Annotated in this window: 22 protein-coding genes; 10 read left to right on the forward strand and 12 right to left on the reverse strand. The window is 72.1% G+C overall.

The genetic code is table 11. The features are described 5' to 3' along the window. Positions 1 to 2 precede the first annotated feature (2 nt). The 5 genes from ASD18_RS15085 to ASD18_RS15105 form a co-directional block, all read right to left on the reverse strand. Positions 3 to 815, reverse strand: a complete 813-nt coding sequence (locus ASD18_RS15085) for an ABC transporter permease (protein ID WP_056093815.1) — start codon at positions 813 to 815, stop codon at positions 3 to 5. Continuing rightward, on the reverse strand, positions 815 to 1,861 hold the full coding sequence (locus ASD18_RS15090; protein WP_082574119.1) for an ATP-binding cassette domain-containing protein: 1,047 nt from the start codon (positions 1,859 to 1,861) through the stop codon (positions 815 to 817). Before ASD18_RS15090 ends, ASD18_RS15085 begins: the two co-directional genes overlap by 1 nt. A 58-nt stretch (positions 1,862 to 1,919) precedes the next feature. After that, positions 1,920 to 2,846 carry a heme A synthase gene (locus tag ASD18_RS15095; protein WP_056093818.1) on the reverse strand — a complete coding sequence of 309 codons (927 nt, stop codon included), beginning with the start codon at positions 2,844 to 2,846 and terminating at the stop codon, positions 1,920 to 1,922. Between the two features lie 87 nt (positions 2,847 to 2,933). After that, on the reverse strand, positions 2,934 to 3,683 hold the full coding sequence (locus tag ASD18_RS15100; protein ID WP_056093823.1) for an ABC transporter permease: 750 nt from the start codon (positions 3,681 to 3,683) through the stop codon (positions 2,934 to 2,936). Further along, the gene (locus ASD18_RS15105) at positions 3,680 to 4,594 is read right to left on the reverse strand and encodes an ABC transporter ATP-binding protein (protein ID WP_056093829.1); all 915 of its coding nucleotides are present in this window, start codon (positions 4,592 to 4,594) and stop codon (positions 3,680 to 3,682) included. Before ASD18_RS15105 ends, ASD18_RS15100 begins: the two co-directional genes overlap by 4 nt. A 181-nt stretch (positions 4,595 to 4,775) precedes the next feature. On the opposite strand from ASD18_RS15105, the gene ASD18_RS15110 reads away from it, so the two are divergent. From ASD18_RS15110 to ASD18_RS15150, 9 genes are all read left to right on the forward strand, one after another. Continuing rightward, positions 4,776 to 5,528 (forward strand): metalloregulator ArsR/SmtB family transcription factor, encoded by a 753-nt coding sequence (locus ASD18_RS15110; RefSeq protein WP_056093834.1) that lies wholly within the window; start codon positions 4,776 to 4,778, stop codon positions 5,526 to 5,528. Beyond that, the gene (gene sufB / locus ASD18_RS15115; protein WP_056093837.1) at positions 5,525 to 6,973 is read left to right on the forward strand and encodes a Fe-S cluster assembly protein SufB; all 1,449 of its coding nucleotides are present in this window, start codon (positions 5,525 to 5,527) and stop codon (positions 6,971 to 6,973) included. Before ASD18_RS15110 ends, sufB begins: the two co-directional genes overlap by 4 nt. Next, a complete protein-coding gene (sufD, locus tag ASD18_RS15120; RefSeq protein WP_056093839.1) occupies positions 6,973 to 8,274 on the forward strand; it encodes a Fe-S cluster assembly protein SufD in 1,302 nt (433 codons plus the stop codon). The genes sufB and sufD overlap by 1 nt, the downstream gene beginning before the upstream one ends. Beyond that, positions 8,271 to 8,603 (forward strand): non-heme iron oxygenase ferredoxin subunit, encoded by a 333-nt coding sequence (locus tag ASD18_RS15125; RefSeq protein ID WP_056093842.1) that lies wholly within the window; start codon positions 8,271 to 8,273, stop codon positions 8,601 to 8,603. Before sufD ends, ASD18_RS15125 begins: the two co-directional genes overlap by 4 nt. 20 nt (positions 8,604 to 8,623) lie before the next feature. After that, on the forward strand, positions 8,624 to 9,388 hold the full coding sequence (gene sufC, locus ASD18_RS15130; RefSeq protein WP_056093845.1) for a Fe-S cluster assembly ATPase SufC: 765 nt from the start codon (positions 8,624 to 8,626) through the stop codon (positions 9,386 to 9,388). 7 nt (positions 9,389 to 9,395) lie between these two features. After that, on the forward strand, positions 9,396 to 10,706 hold the full coding sequence (locus ASD18_RS15135) for a SufS family cysteine desulfurase (RefSeq protein WP_056093849.1): 1,311 nt from the start codon (positions 9,396 to 9,398) through the stop codon (positions 10,704 to 10,706). Beyond that, a complete protein-coding gene (sufU, locus tag ASD18_RS15140) occupies positions 10,703 to 11,182 on the forward strand; it encodes a Fe-S cluster assembly sulfur transfer protein SufU (protein WP_056093852.1) in 480 nt (159 codons plus the stop codon). The genes ASD18_RS15135 and sufU overlap by 4 nt, the downstream gene beginning before the upstream one ends. Next, on the forward strand, positions 11,179 to 11,514 hold the full coding sequence (locus ASD18_RS15145) for a metal-sulfur cluster assembly factor (RefSeq protein ID WP_056093855.1): 336 nt from the start codon (positions 11,179 to 11,181) through the stop codon (positions 11,512 to 11,514). The genes sufU and ASD18_RS15145 overlap by 4 nt, the downstream gene beginning before the upstream one ends. A gap of 98 nt (positions 11,515 to 11,612) precedes the next feature. After that, positions 11,613 to 12,107: a hypothetical protein gene (locus tag ASD18_RS15150; RefSeq protein ID WP_056093857.1), complete on the forward strand. Its 495-nt coding sequence runs from the start codon at positions 11,613 to 11,615 to the stop codon at positions 12,105 to 12,107. Between the two features lie 4 nt (positions 12,108 to 12,111). Here the strand turns inward: ASD18_RS15150 and ASD18_RS15155 are convergent, their stop codons facing one another. The 4 genes from ASD18_RS15155 to ASD18_RS15170 are packed head-to-tail and all read right to left on the reverse strand — an operon-like array spanning position 12,112 to position 15,057. Further along, entirely contained in the window at positions 12,112 to 12,978 is an 867-nt protein-coding gene (locus tag ASD18_RS15155) for a neutral zinc metallopeptidase (protein ID WP_056093860.1), read from the reverse strand. A 50-nt stretch (positions 12,979 to 13,028) separates the two neighbouring features. Next, positions 13,029 to 13,661 (reverse strand): energy-coupling factor transporter transmembrane protein EcfT, encoded by a 633-nt coding sequence (locus ASD18_RS15160; RefSeq protein WP_056093862.1) that lies wholly within the window; start codon positions 13,659 to 13,661, stop codon positions 13,029 to 13,031. Next, positions 13,658 to 14,371, reverse strand: coding sequence for an energy-coupling factor ABC transporter ATP-binding protein (locus ASD18_RS15165; protein WP_056093864.1), 714 nt, complete (start codon positions 14,369 to 14,371; stop codon positions 13,658 to 13,660). The genes ASD18_RS15160 and ASD18_RS15165 overlap by 4 nt, the downstream gene beginning before the upstream one ends. Positions 14,372 to 14,379: 8 nt before the next feature. Then, a complete protein-coding gene (locus tag ASD18_RS15170; protein ID WP_056093867.1) occupies positions 14,380 to 15,057 on the reverse strand; it encodes a biotin transporter BioY in 678 nt (225 codons plus the stop codon). Between the two features lie 151 nt (positions 15,058 to 15,208). Between ASD18_RS15170 and ASD18_RS15175 the strand changes: the two genes are divergently transcribed. Next, entirely contained in the window at positions 15,209 to 16,807 is a 1,599-nt protein-coding gene (locus ASD18_RS15175; protein WP_056093869.1) for an ABC-F family ATP-binding cassette domain-containing protein, read from the forward strand. Here the strand turns inward: ASD18_RS15175 and ASD18_RS15180 are convergent. The 3 genes from ASD18_RS15180 to ASD18_RS15190 are packed head-to-tail and all read right to left on the reverse strand — an operon-like array spanning position 16,804 to position 18,343. Further along, positions 16,804 to 17,748: an SURF1 family protein gene (locus ASD18_RS15180; RefSeq protein ID WP_056093872.1), complete on the reverse strand. Its 945-nt coding sequence runs from the start codon at positions 17,746 to 17,748 to the stop codon at positions 16,804 to 16,806. The two genes, ASD18_RS15175 and ASD18_RS15180, sit on opposite strands and share 4 nt — an antisense overlap. Continuing rightward, entirely contained in the window at positions 17,745 to 17,987 is a 243-nt protein-coding gene (locus ASD18_RS15185) for a hypothetical protein (RefSeq protein WP_056093875.1), read from the reverse strand. Before ASD18_RS15185 ends, ASD18_RS15180 begins: the two co-directional genes overlap by 4 nt. Beyond that, complete coding sequence (locus ASD18_RS15190) at positions 17,984 to 18,343, reverse strand: DUF3099 domain-containing protein (protein ID WP_235522422.1); 360 nt, start codon at positions 18,341 to 18,343, stop codon at positions 17,984 to 17,986. The genes ASD18_RS15185 and ASD18_RS15190 overlap by 4 nt, the downstream gene beginning before the upstream one ends. Positions 18,344 to 18,380: the final 37 nt, after the last annotated feature.

Consider the following 18,380-nt stretch of genomic DNA (forward strand, 5'->3'; position numbering starts at 1 on the left):
GCTCAGCGGCTGGTCGAGCGCTGGTACTGGAGGTTGGCCAGCGGGACGAACACGATGATGAAGATCGCCGACCAGATCAGCGTGTAGACCACCGAGTGCTGCAGCGGCCACGCGTCCGGCGTCGGCACCCCCTCCGGGATGTTGCCGAACAGCTCGCGGGACGCCTGCGTGACCGCCGACACCGGGTTCCACTCGGCGAACGTCTGCAGCGGCGCGGGCAGCGTCTCGAGCGGCACGAACGTGTTGGCGACGAACGTCAGCGGGAAGATCACGATGAACGTGGCGTTGTTGAACACCTCGACGCTGGGCACCAGCATCCCCAGCCACGCCATGATCCACGAGATCGAGTACGAGAAGATCAGCAGCAGCAGGAACCCGAGCGCCGCCTCGGCGACGGAGCTGTGGATGCCCCAGCCCACCAGCAGTCCCGTCAGCGACATGACGATGAGCACCAGGATGTTGTTGGCCACGTCCGAGATGGTGCGACCCGTCAGCACGGCGGACGGCGCCATGGGCAGCGACCGGAACCGGTCGATGATCCCCTTCTTGATGTCCTCCGCCAGCCCGGCGCCGGTGATGGTGGCGCCGAAGATGACCGTCTGGGCGAAGATCCCGGCCATGAGGAACTCGCGGTACGCGTCGGCGTCGGCACCGCCCGGCACGTCGATCGCGCCGCCGAACACGTAGGCGAACAGCAGGACGAACATGATCGGCGAGAGCGTGGTGAAGACCAGCAGGTCGGGGACGCGCTTGATCTTGATGATGTTGCGCTTGGCGACGACGTAGCTGTCCGAGAACACGGTGGGCGCGGCCATCAGGCACCTCCGGTGGAGGACTCGTGGGCGGCGGCCGCGTGACGGCCCGGTCCGGTGGGTTCGGCCGGCGGTGGCGGCGGTGACTCCTCGGGGCCGGCGTCCTGCTCCTCGCTCGCGTGCCCGGTGAGCGACAGGAACACGTCGTCCAGCGTGGGCCGGCGCAGCCCGACGTCGTCGATGCCGATCTGCGCGTCGTCGAGGACACGCAGCGCCTCGGTGAGCACCTGCGCTCCGCCGCTGATCGGCATCAGCAGGGTGCGGCGGCCCTCGTCCAGCGCCGCCTTGCCCACCCCGAGGGGCTCGAGCAGGTCGCGGGCTCGCAACAACGTCACCGGGTCGCGGACCGTGAGCTCGAGCCGCTCGCCGCCGACCTGCATCTTGAGCTGGTCGGCCGTGCCCTGCGCGATGATCCGCCCGTGGTCGATGACCACGATGTCGTCGGCCAGGAGGTCCGCCTCCTCGAGGTACTGCGTGGTGAGCAGCAGCGTGGTGCCGCCGGCGACGAGGTTCTGGATCACCTCCCACATCTCGGTGCGGCCGCGCGGGTCCAGCCCCGTGGTGGGCTCGTCGAGGAAGATGATCGGCGGGTCCGCGACCAGCGCGCCGGCGAGGTCGAGCCGGCGGCGCATGCCTCCCGAGTAGGTCTTGGACGGACGGTCCGCCGCGTCCTCGAGCCGGAACGACGCGAGCAGCTCCCGAGCCCGCGCCCGGGAGCGCTTGGCGCCCAGGTGGTACAGCCGGCCGATCATGTCGAGGTTCTCGAAGCCGGTGAGGTACTCGTCGACGGCGGCGTACTGGCCGGACAGGCCGATGCGGCGCCGGACGTCCCGCGGCTTGGTCAGGACGTCCACCCCGGCCACGGTCGCGGACCCGGCGTCGGGCTGCAGGAGCGTGGTGAGGATGCGGACGATGGTCGTCTTGCCCGCCCCGTTGGGGCCGAGGAGCCCCAGCACGGAGCCGGTGGGCACGGCCAGGTCGACCCCGTCGAGGGCCGTGACGGTCTTGTAGCGCTTGACGAGTCCCTGGGCGGTGATCGCGTCTGCCATGGTTCGAGGCTAGGAGAGACCACCGACACGACAACACCAGATACCAGGACGAACCTGGTCAGGCGTCGCGCGTGCGCAGGCTCCCGACGAAGAACGTCACCGCGGTCGCGAGCAGCGCCGCGCCGAGCATGTGCAGGTTGACCAGCGCGATCGGCAGGCCGGTGAACAGCTGGACGTACCCGATGGCGCCCTGGCCGAGGGTCACGGCGAGGAGCACCAGCCCGGTGGTCCAGGGGCGCCCGGTGACCCCGCGGCGGCGCAGGAGCACCAGCACGACGACGAGCACGGCGACGAACGCCCAGACAGAGGCCGCGTGCAGCTTCGACATGGTCCAGGGGTCGACGTCGAACCGGTAGCCGACCTCGTCGTCGCCCGAGTGCGGCCCGGCACCGGTGACGACGACGCCCAGGACGAGGACCACGGCGGTGAGCGCGACGAGCACGCGGACGACGAGCGTCGTCGTGCGGTCGACGAGCGGGACGGCCGGGCCGTCACCCTCGCGGGTGCGCACGACCAGCCACGCCGAGAATGCGACGAGCGCCATCGAGATGAGCAGGTGGCTGCCGACGATCGCGGGGTGCAGGTCCACCAGCACGGTGATCCCGCCGATGACCGCCTGGATCAGCACGCCGACCACGGGGACCAGGCCCAGGCGCCGGTAGGACCACGGACGGCGCCGGTCGAGCACCACGAGCACGGCCACGACGGCGGCGACGGCCACGAGCAGCACGCTGACGGTCCGGTTGCCGAACTCGACGTACGGGTGGAACGACGTCGCGCTGTGGAGCTGGGGGGTGAACTGGCCGGGCTCGCACTGGGGCCACGTGGAGCACCCGAGGCCGGAGGCCGTGAGCCGCACCGCGCCGCCGGTGACGATGATGACGATCTGCCCGACGAGGTTGGCGACGACGGCGGTCCAGGTCCACCGGTCGCGGAACCTGTCCAGGGTCGACTGGCGGGTGTCGAGGGCGGGGGACGAGCTCACGACGACCAGCCTACGGTCCGGTCACCGCGCGCCGGACCGGACCGCGGGCGAGGCTCGTCACAGCGCTCCGTGCCGGCGGAGCCGCGCTCAGTGCCAGCGGAACAGCCGGCTCGCACCCCAGCCCAGCGCGGCAGTCCAGCCGACGAGGACCACGACCGACCAGGCGGGCAGGACGCCGTGCATCAGCGTCTCGCGCATCGCCTCCCCGAGGGCGCCCGAGGGGAGCAGCAGGGCGATGTGCGCCATCGGGCCGGGCAGCTGCTCGGCGGGGATGACCACCCCACCGGCGACCGCGAGGACGAGCAGCAGCAGGTTGGCGAGCGCGAGCACCGCCTCGGCGCGCAGCGTCCCGGCGACGAGCAGCGCGAGGGCGGTGAAGGCGGCGGTGCCGAGGACGATCGCCACCACGGCCAGGGCGATGCCCGCGGGGTCGGGGCGCCAGCCGAGCAGGAGGGCGACCGCGCCGATCACGAGGACCTGCACGAGCTCGACCACGAGGACGCCGAGCACCTTGCCCGCGAGCAGCCCGCCGCGCCCGAGGGGCGTGGTGGACAGGAGTCGGAGCACCCCGTTGCGGCGGTCGAACGAGGACGCGATGGCCTGCGAGGTGAACGACGAGGTCATCACCGCGAGCGCCAGGATGCCGGGCGTGAGGAAGTCGATCCGGCTGGCGCCGCCGGTGTCCAGGTCGATCGCGGTCACCCTCGACAGACCCACGAGCACCAGCACGGGCACGATGATCGTGACGAGCAGCTGCTCGCCGTTGCGCAGGATGGCGCGCGCCTCGAACGCGGTCTGCGCGAGGACGCGCTGGGACGCGGGTGCCGCGGTGCTCATCGCAGGTTCCGTCCGGTCAGGTCGAGGAACACGTCCTCGAGGGTGCGTCGCCCGACGGTCAACCGGGTGGCCAGCGCCCCCTGCGCGGCGAGCCAGGACGTCACCGCCGCGACCGCGTCGGGGTCGACGGCACCGGTGACCGTGTACGAGCCGTCGCGCGGCTCGGTGACGTCGAAGCCGGTGCCCAGCGCGTCGTGCAGGGCGAGCCCGGGCGTGGTCTCGAGCCGCAGGGTGCGGTCGTCGGCGGACGAGACGAGTGAGGACACCGAGCCCTCGGCGATCACGCGTCCGTGGTCGACCACGACGACGTGGTCGGCGAGGTCCTCCGCCTCGTCCATGAGGTGCGTGGTGAGGACCACGGCGACGCCCTCGTCGCGCAGCTCGCGCACGAGGTCCCAGACGGCGTGCCGGGTCTGCGGGTCCATGCCGGCGCTGGGCTCGTCGAGGAACACGACCTCGGGCCGGCCGACGATCGCGGCGGCGAGCGCGAGGCGCTGGCGCTGACCCCCGGAGAGTCGCCGAACCGTGGTGCGGGCGAAGGAGGCGAGCCCGAGGCGCTCGGTCAGCTCGCCCAGGTCCCGGTGGTCGGCGTACATCCGCGCGACGTGCGCGAGCATCTCGTGCGCCTTGACGCCCGTCGGCAGGCCGCCGTCCTGGAGCATGACGCCCACCCGGGGCCGCAGGTCGCGAGCGTGGGCGAGCGGATCCTGGCCCAGGACGCGTACCGAACCGCCGTCGGGCTCCCGGAGGCCCTCGCAGCACTCGATCGTCGTGGTCTTGCCTGCACCGTTGGGCCCGAGGACGGCGGTCACCTGACCGCGGTGGGCGACGAGGTCGAGCCCGTCGACGACGGCACGGCCGCCGTAGCGCTTGACGAGCCCGGAGATCTCGAGCGCGGGGGAGTCGGGCACGAGAGGGAAGTCTAGGGCGCACGCGGACGTCGCCCGGTGTGAGGGACGCGACCCTGAGCGAAGGCTCACCTTGCTTGCGGGGATGGATATTGACAACAAGGATGTTGCCAATATCGCAGCCCCTTTTCTCGTGCGACCCGTGCGCGGCTGCTCTGCCCGACGAGATCCGACGGAGGTGTGCATGAACGCGACGCTGCCCGCGGTCGACCACCTCCTGCCCGACGCGACCGGCCCGGACCCGGACGCCGGCACCCGCCAGCGCGTGCTGCAGATCATCGCGGCCGCCGGCCCGGTGTCGGCCGCCGAGCTCGCCGCGCAGCTGGACCTCGCTCCGGCCGGAATCCGTCGCCACCTGGGCGTGCTCGAGTCCACCGACCAGATCGCCATGCACGACGCCGCCAACGGCCCGAAGGGTCGCGGCCGTCCCGCACGCCGCTACGTGGTGACCAACCGCGGCCAGTCCGCGCTGTCGCACCGGTACTCCGAGCTGGCCAGCCAGGCGCTGCGCTTCCTCGCCGAGACCGCCGGGGCCCAGGCCGTCCAGGGCTTCGCGGAGCAGCGGGTGCGCGAGCTCGAGGAGCGGCACGCCGAGGCCGTCGCCGCCGCCGGACCGGACGTCGCGGCGCGCGTGCGTGTGCTCGCCGACGGTCTGGCCGCCGACGGCTACGCGGCGACGGCGCGGCCCGCCCCGGGTGGAGCCGCCATGCAGCTGTGCCAGGGCCACTGCCCCGTGCAGGACGTCGCCCACGAGTTCCCCCAGCTCTGCGAGGCCGAGGCGCGGGCGTTCTCCCGCCTGCTCGGCGTGCACGTGCAGCGCCTCTCGACGCTGGCCGGCGGTGGCCACGTCTGCACCACGAACATCCCGATCTCGAACGCCACCCACACGAACGCCTCTGCCCACCCCGTGCTCTCCGTGGAAGGACATCAAGCATGAGTGCACAGACCGACAGCACTGCGGCCAACGCGCCGCAGATGACCCAGGACGAGGCCATCGCCTCCATCGGGAACTACAACTACGGCTGGCACGACGCCGACACGGCCGGCGCGACCGCGACCCGTGGCCTGTCCGAGGCCAAGGTCCGGGAGATCTCCGCGCTCAAGAACGAGCCCGAGTGGATGCTCAAGACGCGCCTGAAGTCGCTGCGCCTGTTCGACAAGAAGCCCATGCCCTGGTGGGGCTCGGACCTGTCGGGCATCGACTTCGACAACATCAAGTACTTCGTGCGCTCCACGGAGAAGCAGGCCACCAGCTGGGAGGACCTGCCGGACGACATCAAGAACACCTACGACCGCCTGGGCATCCCGGAGGCCGAGAAGCAGCGCCTCGTCGCCGGCGTCGCCGCGCAGTACGAGTCCGAGGTCGTCTACCACCAGATCCAGGAGTCGCTCGAGGAGCAGGGCGTCATCTTCCTCGACACCGACACGGCTCTGAAGGAGCACCCGGAGATCTTCGAGCAGTACTTCGGCTCGGTCATCCCGCCCGGGGACAACAAGTTCGCGTCCCTCAACACGGCCGTCTGGTCGGGCGGCTCGTTCGTCTACGTCCCGCCGGGCGTCCACGTGGACATCCCGCTGCAGGCCTACTTCCGGATCAACACCGAGAACATGGGCCAGTTCGAGCGGACGCTGATCATCGCGGACGAGGGCTCGTACGTGCACTACGTCGAGGGCTGCACCGCTCCGGTGTACTCGAGCGACTCGCTGCACTCCGCTGTCGTCGAGATCATCGTCAAGAAGAACGCGCGCGTCCGGTACACGACCATCCAGAACTGGTCGAACAACGTGTACAACCTCGTGACCAAGCGGGCGACCGCGGCCGAGGGCGCCACCATGGAGTGGGTCGACGGCAACATCGGCTCCAAGGTGACCATGAAGTACCCGGCCATCTACCTGCTGGGCGAGCACGCGCGCGGCGAGACGCTGTCCATCGCGTTCGCCGGGGCGGGTCAGCACCAGGACGCCGGCGCCAAGATGGTGCACGCCGCGCCGCACACCTCCAGCTCGATCGTCTCCAAGTCGGTCGCGCGCGGCGGTGGCCGCACGTCCTACCGCGGACTGGTCCAGGTGCTCGAGGGCGCCCACCACTCGGCGTCGAACGTGCTCTGCGACGCCCTGCTGGTCGACCAGATCTCCCGCTCGGACACGTACCCGTACGTGGACGTCCGTGAGGACGACGTGTCGATGGGCCACGAGGCGACCGTGTCGCGCGTGAGCGAGGACCAGCTGTTCTACCTGATGTCCCGAGGCATGCCCGAGACCGAGGCCATGGCCATGATCGTGCGCGGGTTCGTCGAGCCCATCGCCCGCGAGCTGCCCATGGAGTACGCCCTCGAGCTGAACCGCCTCATCGAGCTGCAGATGGAAGGGGCCGTCGGCTGATGACGACCGCAACAGACTCCCTGTCGACGGACCACTCCAAGGCCACCGCCGACGGGAGCCACTCGCACGGGGTCGGGCCGCTGCCCGAGGCCTCGCGCGCGTCCCGCCCCACGTCGTTCGACGTGGCCGACTTCGCCGTGCCCAACGGGCGCGAGGAGGAGTGGCGCTTCGCCCCCGTCGGCCGGCTCGCCCCGCTGTTCGCGGCCGACTCGGACGGCGTGCTCAGCGGCCACGGCGTGCTCACCACGGTCGTCGAGGCGCCCGAGGTGCGCGTCGAGATCGTCGAGCGCGACGACACCCGCCTCGGCAAGGCCGGGGAGCCCGGCGACCGCACCGCGGCCGTCGCGTGGGCCTCGTTCCCGCGCGCCACGATCGTCACGATCCCGCGCGAGGCCGTCGCCTCCGAGGTGACGTCGATCCGCATCGAGGGCGTCGAGGGAGCCGGCACGCACGAGGCCTCGCTCGAGCCGAGCGCCACCCACCTGCTGGTGCACGCCGAGGCGCTGTCGCAGGCCGTCGTCGTCATCGACCACGTCGGCCACGCCGCGCTCACCGAGACCGTCGAGATCGTCGCCGACGAGGGCGCCCACCTGACCGTCGTCACGGTGCACGACTGGGCCGAGGGGTCGATCCACGCCTCCTCGCACCGGCTGCGCATCGGCCGCGACGCCACGGTCAAGCACATCGCGGTGACGCTCGGCGGCGACGTCGTGCGGATCACCCCCGACGCCGAGTTCGTCGGTGAGGGCGCGAACGTGAAGATGGTCGGCCTGTACTTCGCCGACGCCGGCCAGCACCAGGAGCAGCGCCTCTTCGTCGACCACGCGGTGCCCAACTGCATCTCGCGCGTCACGTACAAGGGTGCCCTGCAGGGCGAGGGTGCGCACACGGTGTGGGTCGGTGACGTGCTCATCCGCGCGGCCGCCGAGGGCACCGACACGTACGAGCTCAACCGCAACCTGGTCCTGTCCGACGGTGCCCGCGCCGACTCGGTGCCCAACCTCGAGATCGAGACCGGTCTCATCGAGGGCGCCGGTCACGCGAGCGCGACCGGCCGGTTCGACGACGAGCAGCTCTTCTACCTGCGCGCCCGCGGCATCCCGGAGACCGACGCGCGTCGCCTCGTGGTGCGCGGCTTCTTCGCGGAGCTCATCCACGAGATCGGCGTCCCGTCGATCGAGGAGCGCCTCATCGAGGCGATCGAGCGCGAGCTCGAGAAGTCGATGAGCGTGCTGGACGCGCTCTCCGAGGGCGGCCACGTCGAGGGTTCCGAGGTGTCCCTCACGACGGAGCGTGCATGAGCGCCCAGCTGGCCTGCTACGACGAGGACGTGCCCGTCGAGGGCACCCTTCGCGTGGAGCTCGAGGCTGAGCACGGCACGGTCGAGGTCGCGCTGGTGCGCGACTCGGCCGGCGAGCTCCACGCCATCAGCGACATCTGCTCGCACGGCGCCGTCTCGCTGTCGGACGGGGAGGTGGAGGACTGCACGATCGAGTGCTGGCTCCACGGCTCCCGCTTCGACCTGCGCACCGGCAAGCCCACCGGCCCGCCCGCCGTCCAGCCCGTCCCCGTCTACCCCGTGACCGTCGACGGCCAGCGCGTGCTGGTCGACGTCGACGCCCCGCTCTGAAGCAGCCCGGAAGGAACAGCATGTCCACCCTGGAGATCCGCGACCTGCACGTCAGCGTCGAGACCAAGGAAGGCCCCAAGCAGATCCTGCGCGGCGTCGACCTGACCGTGGCGAGCGGCGAGACGCACGCCATCATGGGCCCCAACGGCTCCGGCAAGTCCACGCTCGCGTACTCGCTGGCCGGCCACCCGAAGTACCACGTCACCAGCGGCACCGTGACCCTCGACGGTGAGGACGTCCTCGCGCTCTCCGTCGACGCCCGCGCTCGTGCCGGCCTGTTCCTCGCCATGCAGTACCCGGTCGAGGTCCCCGGCGTCAGCGTGTCGAACTTCCTGCGCACCGCCAAGACGGCGATCGACGGCACGGCCCCGCCGCTGCGCTCGTGGGTCAAGGACGTCCGCACCGCGATGGACAACCTGCGCATGGACCCGACGTTCGCCGAGCGGTCCGTGAACGAGGGCTTCTCCGGTGGCGAGAAGAAGCGCCACGAGATCCTGCAGATGGAGCTCCTCAAGCCGAAGTTCGCGATCCTCGACGAGACCGACTCGGGCCTCGACGTCGACGCGCTGCGCGTCGTGTCCGAGGGCGTCAACCGCGTCAAGCAGAACCCCGACGTCGGCGTCCTGCTGATCACGCACTACACGCGGATCCTGCGCTACATCACGCCCGACTTCGTGCACGTCTTCGTCGACGGCAAGGTCGCCGAGGAGGGCGGCCCGGAGCTGGCCGACCGCCTCGAGAACGAGGGCTACGACCGCTTCCTGTCGAGCGCCACGGTTCTCTGAGCACCTGATGACCAGCCTCCTCCACGACGCGGCCCGGACGCTCGACGCGTCCGAGCTCGCGGCCGTGCGCGCGGACTTCCCGCTGCTCGCGCGGACCCTCCGCGGCGGCCGGCCGCTGGTGTACCTCGACTCGGGGGCCACCTCGCAGAAGCCCGAGGTCGTCCTCGACGCGGAGCAGGACTTCTACGTCCAGCGCAACGCGGCCGTGCACCGGGGGGCGCACCAGCTCGCCGAGGAGGCCACGGAGGCGTTCGAGGACGCGCGCGGCCGCGTGGCGTCGTTCGTCGGGGTGTCGCCGGGGTCGCTGGTGTGGACGTCGAACGCGACGGCCGGGATCAACCTTGTCGCGTACGCGATGTCGAACGCGTCGCTCGGCCGCGGGGGAGCGGCGGCCCGGCAGTTCGCCCTCGGCCCGGGCGACGAGATCGCGGTCACCGAGGCCGAGCACCACGCGAACCTCGTGCCGTGGCAGGAGCTCGCGCTGCGCACCGGCGCGACGCTGCGGTGGCTCGGGGTCGACGACGACGGGCGGATCCGCGTCGACGAGCTGGACACGGTGGTCACCGACCGCACCAAGGTGCTCGCGTTCACGCACGCGTCGAACGTCACCGGTGCGATCACGCCGGTCGAGGCGTTCGTCGCCCGCGCCCGCGCAGTGGGTGCTCTGACGGTGCTGGACGCCTGCCAGTCGGTCCCGCACCTGCCGGTGGACCTGACAGCCCTGGGCGTCGACTTCGCCGCGTTCTCGGGGCACAAGATGCTCGGCCCCACGGGTGTCGGCGCGCTGTACGGGCGGCGCGAGCTGCTCGAGGCGATGCCGCCGGTGACCACGGGCGGGTCGATGGTCGAGGTCGTCACCATGGAGTCGACCACCTATGCCCCGCCGCCGCAGCGGTTCGAGGCCGGCACGCAGATGGTCTCGCAGGCCGTCGGGATGGGCGCCGCGGCGTCGTACCTGGCCGAGCTGGGCATGGACGCCGTCGCCGCGCACGAGGCGCACCTGGCCGGGCTGCTGCTCGACGCGGTCGCCTCCGTGCCCGGCGTGCGGGTGATCGGCCCGACCGACACCCGCGACCGGCTGGCCACGGTGTCGTTCGTCGTCGACGGCGTGCACGCGCACGACGTCGGTCAGGTGCTCGACGACGCCGGGGTGGCCGTGCGGGTGGGCCACCACTGCGCGCAGCCCCTGCACCGCCGGTTCGGCGTAGCGTCGACGTCACGCGCCAGCGCCGCGGTCTACACGACCGACGAGGAGATCGAGGTCTTCCGGGAAGCACTGACGGGGGTCCGGGCGTTCTTCGGTCTGGAGGTGTCATGAGCACGGGATCGATGGAGCAGCTGTACCAGCAGGTCATCCTCGACCACGCGAAGTTCCCGCACGGCAAGGGACTGGGCGCGGCGGCCGACCTGCACCTGCACACGGGCGAGTCGCACCAGGTGAACCCCACCTGCGGCGACGAGGTGACCCTGCAGGTGGACCTCTCGGACGACGGTGTCGTCCGTGACGTCCGCTGGGACGGGCAGGGCTGCAGCATCTCGCAGGCCTCGGTCTCGGTGCTGCACGACCTGGTGGTCGGCAACGACCTCGCCACGGTGGACCAGCTCGGCGGCACGTTCCGCGCGCTCATGCAGACGCGCGGCGCGGGCCTGGACGAGGAGGCCGAGGACTCACTCGGCGACGCGACCGCCTTCACCGGCGTCGCCAAGTACCCCGCGCGGATCAAGTGCGCCCTGCTCGGCTGGGCGGCGCTGACCGACGCACTCATCAAGACCGGCGCACGGGAGAACTCATGAGCACGGACACACCCTCGCCCGCCCCCATCACGGTGGCCGACGTCGAGGAGGCCATGCGCGACGTCATCGACCCCGAGCTGGGCATCAACGTCGTCGACCTCGGGCTGGTCTACGGGCTGACGATCGACCAGACCAACACGGCCGTCATCGACATGACGCTCACGTCGGCGGCCTGCCCGCTGACCGACGTCATCGAGGACCAGTCGGCGCAGGCGCTCGAGGGCCTGGTGGACGGGTTCCGCATCAACTGGGTGTGGATGCCGCCGTGGGGTCCCGAGAAGATCACGCCCGACGGTCGCGAGCAGATGCGTGCCCTCGGGTTCAACATCTGAGGTCGCCGTCTCCGGAGCCCCGGTCAGCTCGTGCCGACCGGGGCTTCTGCGTGCAGGAACAGCGGTCGGCGGGGAGCTCGATGGAGCATCCTGAGGGTATGAGAGCACTCGAGGGCAACGTCGCCGCCGCCCCGATAACGTTCCGGCTGCGCGCCGATGCCGTGGTCGTCAGTGCGGTGACGGCTGCGACCGGGGTCGCGCTGCTCGCCGTGGCGTGGTCGATCGGGAGCGTCGGGTGGATGCTCGCGGACGTGCCGGGTGCGGAGAACAGCGTGCTGCGGGAGGCCGTGCCCGCTCTGTTCGGTGCCGGGTTCGCGGGCGTCGCCGTCGTGGGCGTCGTGCTCTGGCGACGAGGGACGCGGAGCGGGGCGGGCGTCGTCGCCGTGCTCCTGTGCGTGACCGCGATGCTGCTGGCCCTGGTGGGTGCGGGCCGGTTCGCCGCTCACTCGGCCGCGTCGGTGCTCCGGCCCGTGCTCGTCGATGCGGAGTCGCTGAACACGTCGGGCTCGAACGGTGTCGCGATGCTGGCCGTCGCCCTGTGCATGGCTGGGGCAGCGCTCGTCGTTCTGCGCGTGGGGCGCACCCGCGCCTGAGACCTCAGAGCTGGTCGGTGGCGAACGTGTCGCAGGCCGCGAGGGAGCCCTGCTGGTAGCCGGTGGTGAACCAGCGCTCCCGCTGCTCGCTCGACCCGTGGGTCCACGAGTCCGGGTTCACGCCGCCGCCGGACTGCTCCTGGATGTTGTCGTCGCCGACGGCCTCGGCCGCGCCCAGGGCGTTCTGGAGCTGCTCCTTCGTGATCGGCTCGAGGTAGGTGACACCGGTGTCCGGGTCCACGGTGTTCGCCGCGCTCCCCGCCCACATGCCGGCGTAGCAGTCCGCCTGGAGCTCGACGCGGACGGAGTCGGAGTCCGCGCCGGTGCCCTGGCGCTCGGCCTGGTCCATCACCCCGGTGATCTGCTGGATGTGGTGGCCGTACTCGTGCGCGATCACGTACTGCTCGGCCAGTGGCCCGTCCTCGGCGCCGAGCTGGGCCAGCTGGTCGAAGAACGAGACGTCCACGTAGATGGTGGCGTCCGGCGGGCAGTAGAAGGGGCCGGTGGAGCTCGACGCGTTTCCGCAGCCGGTGCTGACGGCGGCGCTGAACGACACCGCCTCGGGGATGCTGAACTGGCCGCCGGCGGCCGGGATGGTCGCGCCCCAGTACGTGTCGAGCGAGTCGAGGGTCGCGCTGTACAGGCACTCGCGGTCGGTGTTGGCCTGCTCGGCCGTGCACGCTCCGACGGTCTCCCCGGTCTCCGATGCGGGCTGCTGGGCGCCGCCGGTGACACCGGACAGGTCCACGCCCGTGAACAGGTAGACGACGAGCGCGAGCAGGCCGATGGCACCGCCACCAGCCGCGACCTTGCCGCCGCCGCCCTTGCGGACGCGGCCGCCACCGAAGCTGCCACCCTCCTGGAACGTCACGCAGGCAACCTAGCCGGGTGCAGGTGCGTCCGCCCGTCGAGAGCGGGTGATCAGTTCTCGTCGAGGCCGCGGGCGGCGAGCGCGTCGCCGGTGGCGCGGGCGTGGGCCACCATGCGGACCGCAGCGGGGACGAGGAGCGCGCGCGGGTTGCGGTCGAGGCCGCGGGCGCGGGCGGCGTCGCGCGTCTCCAGCGACATCCGCGCCAGGACCGGGATGGTGCGCAGGAAGAGCCCGACGGCGAGGGCGAACGTCTCAGGGCGCAGGCCGACGTGCCGGAGCGGGCGCGCGAGACGGGCGAGCGCGTCCAGGAGCGTGTCCGCCCGGGTGGTGGCCGTGACGACCGCGGCCAGGAGCACGAGGGCCACCAGGTCGACGGCGACCTCCACGGCGGTGGCCCACCCCCGCGCCCACCACTGGTAGACGCCGATCAGTGCCGCGGTGAGCAGCGCGGGGACGAGTCCGCGGGTGGTCCGGTGCCACGGGAGGCGGGCGACCAGCTGCGCGAGCAGGGCGACACCGAGGAAGGCCAGCGCGGACAGGGGTCCTCGGACGGCGACGACGGCGATCGCGAAGAGCGCCAGGCACGCGAGCTTGAACCCGGCCGGTGCGCGGTGGATGACGGTGGTGCCGGGGTGGTACAGGCCGAGAGGGCCGGCCCACGGCGGGCGGATCGGCCCGCTCACGTCGGCACCTGCATCAGCGCCCGGTAGGACGCGACCGCCTCCGTCGGGTCTCCGTCGAACACCACGACGCCCCCGTCGACCACGAGGACGCGCTGGGCCCGGAGCGCGGCGTCGAGGTCGTGGGTCACCGTGATCACCTGCTGGTCGAGATCGTCCAGCAGCCGGTCGACCACGCCGCGCCACCGCACGTCCAGCAGCGTCGTCGGCTCGTCGCACACCAGCACCGCGGGCTCGGTCGCGAGGACCGAGGTGAGCGCGAGCAGCTGGCGCTGGCCCCCGGAGAGGGCGTGCACCGGCACCTCCGCGCGGTCGGCCAGCCCGAACCGGGCGAGCGCAGCACGCGCGGCGACGTCCCGTTCGGCCGAGGTCATCGGAAGGCGGCGCAGCGACAGGGCGACGTCCTCGACGGGCGTCGGCATCACGAGCTGCGCGTCGGGGTCGGTGAACATGAACCCGACCGTGCGGCGGACCGCGGCGCCGTCCCGCGCGGTGTCCAGCCCGTCCACGCGGACGGTGCCCGACGAGGGCAGGACGAGGCCGTTGAGCAGCCGGGCCAGCGTCGACTTGCCCGAGCCGTTGGCGCCGACGATCGCGATGCGACGCTCGGTGAGCTCCAGGGTCACCGGCCCGAGCAGCCGGACGACGCGGTCGGCGCCGCCGGCCGGGTCGGGGCTGTACGCGGTGACGAGGACGTCGTCGAGCGCGATCATGGGCCAGGTCAGCGGCGGGAGCGCAGCATGTCGGGGAACGCCTTGAAGATCGCGACGGCCACCGCGGCGGCGGCGAGGTTCTTGATCACGTCCCCGGGCCAGTACACGACGTCGATGGCCAGGGCCTCCCCGAACGAGATGCCCAGGCGAGCCATCAGGCCCACGATGCCGGCCGGGTGGATGGTCAGGAAGCTGGCTCCCAGGCCGGCGAGCACCAGGAGCGGGTACCGCCACGCCGACGCCGAGCGGACCGCCCAGTCGCCGAGGCGCGCAGCGAGTCGCGACGCCTGGAGCCGAGGGGCCAGCTGCAGCGCGACGCCGCCGAGGACGCCCGCGAGGGCGGCGGCGAACGGGAAGGCCAGCAGGTAGCCCACCGACGCCCCGGCCAGGACGGCCACCCCACCGACGCCACCGGAGAAGATCGGCAGACCGGCAAGCCCGAGGACGACGTAGAGGAGAGCGGCGAGGCCGCCACGACGCCAGCCCAGCACGAGGCCCGCGAGGATCACCGCGAACGTCTGCAGGGTGATCGGCACGCCGGACGGGGTCGGGATGCCGGGCAGGATCGCGCACACCGCGATGAACGCGGCGAACGTGGCGATGAGGGCGACGTCCGTCGCGACGGAGGAGCGCGTGATCGGGGCGGGAAGTGCGGCGGCGGTCTCGTTCTCAGGTGCGCTGGTCATGGCTACCCCTTGATCGTCGTGGCGTATCGGTGCGATCCCGGGGCACGTCCTCGGACCCTTGCGACCGGACGCCACGCTAGCCGGTCGTAGACTTGCTGGCGTTTGTGCCCGCGGCCAACGCCAGCGCGGCGAACTCGGAGGAAACCGTCAAGTGATCACTGCCCAGGCTGTCGAGCTGCGCATCGGCGCACGCGTGCTGCTCGAGGAGTCGTCGTTCCGCATCGCGGCCGGCGACCGGATCGGTCTGGTCGGACGCAACGGCGCCGGCAAGACCACACTCACCAAGACGCTGGCGGGGGAGACCCAGCCCACCGGCGGCCAGATCGTCCGGTCGGGGGAGGTCGGCTACCTCCCGCAGGATCCCCGCACGGGTGACCTGGACGCGCTCGCGATGGACCGGGTGCTCTCCGCGCGCGGTCTCGACGAGATCGTCCGCGCGATGCGCGTGACCGAGGGTGCGATGGCGAGCACCGACGACGACGTGCGCGACAAGGCGATGGAGCGCTACACGCGTCTCGACGCCCGGTTCAACGCGGCCGGTGGGTACGCCGCCGAGAGCGAGGCGCACCGGATCGCGTCGAACCTCGGGCTCGACGAGCGCGTGCTCGGCCAGACGATCGGCACGCTCTCCGGCGGTCAGCGCCGCCGCGTCGAGCTGGCCCGGATCCTCTTCTCGGGCGTCGACACGCTGCTCCTCGACGAGCCGACCAACCACCTCGACGCCGACTCGATCCTCTGGCTGCGCGACTACCTGCGCACGTACTCCGGCGGGTTCGTCGTCATCTCCCACGACGCCGACCTGCTGCGCGCCACGGTCAACAAGGTCTTCCACCTGGACGCCAACCGCTCCCAGCTCGACCAGTACGCGCTGGGCTGGGACGCGTACCTGCAGCAGCGCGAGACCGACGAGAAGCGCCGCCGTCGTGAGCGCGCCAACGCCGAGAAGAAGGCCTCCGCCCTGATGGCGCAGGCCGACAAGATGCGCGCCAAGGCCACCAAGACCGTCGCCGCGCAGAACATGGCGCGTCGGGCCGAGCGTCTGCTGTCGGGGCTCGAGGACGTGCGGGCGTCGGACAAGGTCGCGCGTCTGCGGTTCCCCGAGCCGGCGGCCTGCGGCAAGACCCCGCTGACCGCGTCGGGCCTGTCCAAGACGTACGGGTCGCAGGAGGTCTTCACGGACGTCGACCTGGCCATCGACCGCGGGAGCAAGGTCGTCGTCCTCGGACTCAACGGCGCCGGCAAGACCACCCTGCTGCGCATCCTCGGGGGGATCGAGAAGTCCGACACGGGCGAGGTCCGCCCCGGGCACGGGCTCAAGCTCGGCTACTACGCCCAGGAGCACGAGACGCTCGACCTCGAGCGCACGGTCGTGGAGAACCTCAAGTCCGCCGCGCCCGACCTCACCGAGACCCAGGTCCGGTCGGTGCTCGGCTCGTTCCTGTTCTCCGGGGACGACGCCGACAAGCCTGCCCGCGTCCTGTCCGGTGGTGAGAAGACCCGTCTGGCGCTCGCCGCCCTGGTGGTCTCCAGCGCCAACGTGCTGCTCCTCGACGAGCCGACCAACAACCTCGACCCTGCCTCCCGCGAGGAGATCCTCGCGGCCCTGCGCGGCTACTCGGGCGCCGTCGTGCTGGTGTCGCACGACGAGGGCGCCGTCGCGGCCCTCGACCCGGAGCGGGTGCTCCTGCTGCCCGACGGCGACGAGGACCTCTGGAACCCGGCCTACCTGGACCTCATCGCGCTCGCCTAGCGCTCGTCGCGTCCCGTCGGCTCCGCGAGCTGGGCGTCGATGAGCGCGTCCTCGAGGTCCTCGTCGCGCCCGCCGCGGCGGTGGGGGACGTCCGGTGCCGTGGGCGCACGGCGCGGTCGGGGGGTGTCCCGGGTCGGCCACAGCTCGACGCCCGAGGCGGTGGTCACGGGCGGCGGCGCCGGGGCCTCGTCCGCGGCGCGCTCGTCCTGCAGCTCGCGGCGCGCGCCGAGGCAGAACGCGACGAGGCCACCGAGCGCGAACGTCCACCACTGGAACGCGTAGGACAGGTGCGAGCCCGGGTCGGTGCTCGGCGCGGGCAGCTGCCCGGGGGCCGTCGCGACGGACGGGTCCTCGGCGGTCATGGCGACGTAGGCGTCGACCGACCGACCCTCGACGCCGCCGGCCACGAGCACCTGGTCGACGGAGATCGCCTGGACCTGTCCCGACGGCGCGGCCCGGTTCGATGCCGGCTCGTCGTGCCGCAGCCGAGCGGTGAGCGTGATCGTGCCCTCCGGGGGCGCGGGCGGAACGACGTCGACGCTCCCGTCCGCGCCGGGCTCCACCCAGCCGCGGTCCACGACGAGCACGCTCCCGGACAGCGCGGGGGCGTCGGCGTCCTCCACGACGAACGGGACGAGAGCGTGGTAGGCGGGGGCGCCGTCGACCGGGCGGTTGCGCAACAGGACGGTGCCGTCGGGCTCGTAGTGCCCCACCATGGTGACCCGGCGCCAGACGTCCGCGTCGGTGAGCGCGGTGCTGGGGGAGTCGAGCACGCTGCCCAGGGGCACGGGCTCGGCCGACCAGTTGGTCTCGACCACCGCGATCGCGCCGTCACGCCACACGTGCCGGTTCCACTGCCACCGGCCGAGCAGGGTGCAGGTGACCGCGAGCACCAGGCCGACGAGGACCAGGCCGGTGGCGCGGCGTGCCGCGGGGCTCATGACCGGGGAGCGGACTCGAGCTCCGCCACGGGCACCACGCTCTGCAGGAAGCCGCGCGTGTCGAGGAACGTGCTGAGGTGCTCGCGGTGGTCGTCGCAGGCGAGCCACACCTTGCGGCGCTCCGGCGTGTGCAGCTTCGGGTTGTTCCAGAGCAGCCCCCACGTCGCGTCCGCACGGCAGCCGCGCCCGCTGCAGATCAGCTCGTCCACCGCGTCGGGGACCGGGCCGAAGAGGCTCACGCGCGACCCTCCGGGTGGTCGGAGGGGCCGAGACCCCGGGGTGCGCCCGAGCCGGGACCGATCTCGCGGGCGGCCATGAACGTCCCGTCGGAGTCGCGGCGCTCGCGGCCGGCGTTGGCGAACAGCACCGCGGAGTACGGCAGGACGACGGCGGCGACGATCAGCAGCAGGGACGCCCACATCGGGATCCGGCCCCAGGTGAGCACGGCGCCGGCGAAGCAGAGGATGCGGATGCCCATCTGGACGAGATAGCGCTTCTGGCGGCGCGCCAGGTCGTCCGCGAGCGGCTCGGGCGCGCTGGTGATGCTGGGGACCTCCGCCGAGGGGAGGTCCGGTCGCCGACGGATGCTGCTCACTACCTGATCGTAGTCCGGTGAGCCTGTGGCGGCGCTG

Origin of the sequence: Cellulomonas sp. Root137 (assembly GCF_001426725.1) — a bacterium.
In the GTDB taxonomy this organism is placed as follows: Bacteria; Actinomycetota; Actinomycetes; order Actinomycetales; family Cellulomonadaceae; genus Cellulomonas.

Coding starts and splice junctions, on each gene's coding strand:
- sufD (WP_056093839.1), top strand. CDS start 6,973: ATGACGACCGCAACAGACTCCCTGTCGACGGACCACTCCAAGGCCACC.
- ASD18_RS15090 (WP_082574119.1), bottom strand. CDS start 1,861: ATGGCAGACGCGATCACCGCCCAGGGACTCGTCAAGCGCTACAAGACC.
- ASD18_RS15145 (WP_056093855.1), top strand. CDS start 11,179: ATGAGCACGGACACACCCTCGCCCGCCCCCATCACGGTGGCCGACGTC.
- ASD18_RS15165 (WP_056093864.1), bottom strand. CDS start 14,371: ATGATCGCGCTCGACGACGTCCTCGTCACCGCGTACAGCCCCGACCCG.
- ASD18_RS15180 (WP_056093872.1), bottom strand. CDS start 17,748: ATGAGCCCCGCGGCACGCCGCGCCACCGGCCTGGTCCTCGTCGGCCTG.
- ASD18_RS15085 (WP_056093815.1), bottom strand. CDS start 815: ATGGCCGCGCCCACCGTGTTCTCGGACAGCTACGTCGTCGCCAAGCGC.
- ASD18_RS15150 (WP_056093857.1), top strand. CDS start 11,613: ATGAGAGCACTCGAGGGCAACGTCGCCGCCGCCCCGATAACGTTCCGG.
- ASD18_RS15135 (WP_056093849.1), top strand. CDS start 9,396: ATGACCAGCCTCCTCCACGACGCGGCCCGGACGCTCGACGCGTCCGAG.
- sufB (WP_056093837.1), top strand. CDS start 5,525: ATGAGTGCACAGACCGACAGCACTGCGGCCAACGCGCCGCAGATGACC.
- ASD18_RS15125 (WP_056093842.1), top strand. CDS start 8,271: ATGAGCGCCCAGCTGGCCTGCTACGACGAGGACGTGCCCGTCGAGGGC.
- ASD18_RS15110 (WP_056093834.1), top strand. CDS start 4,776: ATGAACGCGACGCTGCCCGCGGTCGACCACCTCCTGCCCGACGCGACC.
- sufC (WP_056093845.1), top strand. CDS start 8,624: ATGTCCACCCTGGAGATCCGCGACCTGCACGTCAGCGTCGAGACCAAG.
- sufU (WP_056093852.1), top strand. CDS start 10,703: ATGAGCACGGGATCGATGGAGCAGCTGTACCAGCAGGTCATCCTCGAC.
- ASD18_RS15100 (WP_056093823.1), bottom strand. CDS start 3,683: ATGAGCACCGCGGCACCCGCGTCCCAGCGCGTCCTCGCGCAGACCGCG.
- ASD18_RS15170 (WP_056093867.1), bottom strand. CDS start 15,057: ATGACCAGCGCACCTGAGAACGAGACCGCCGCCGCACTTCCCGCCCCG.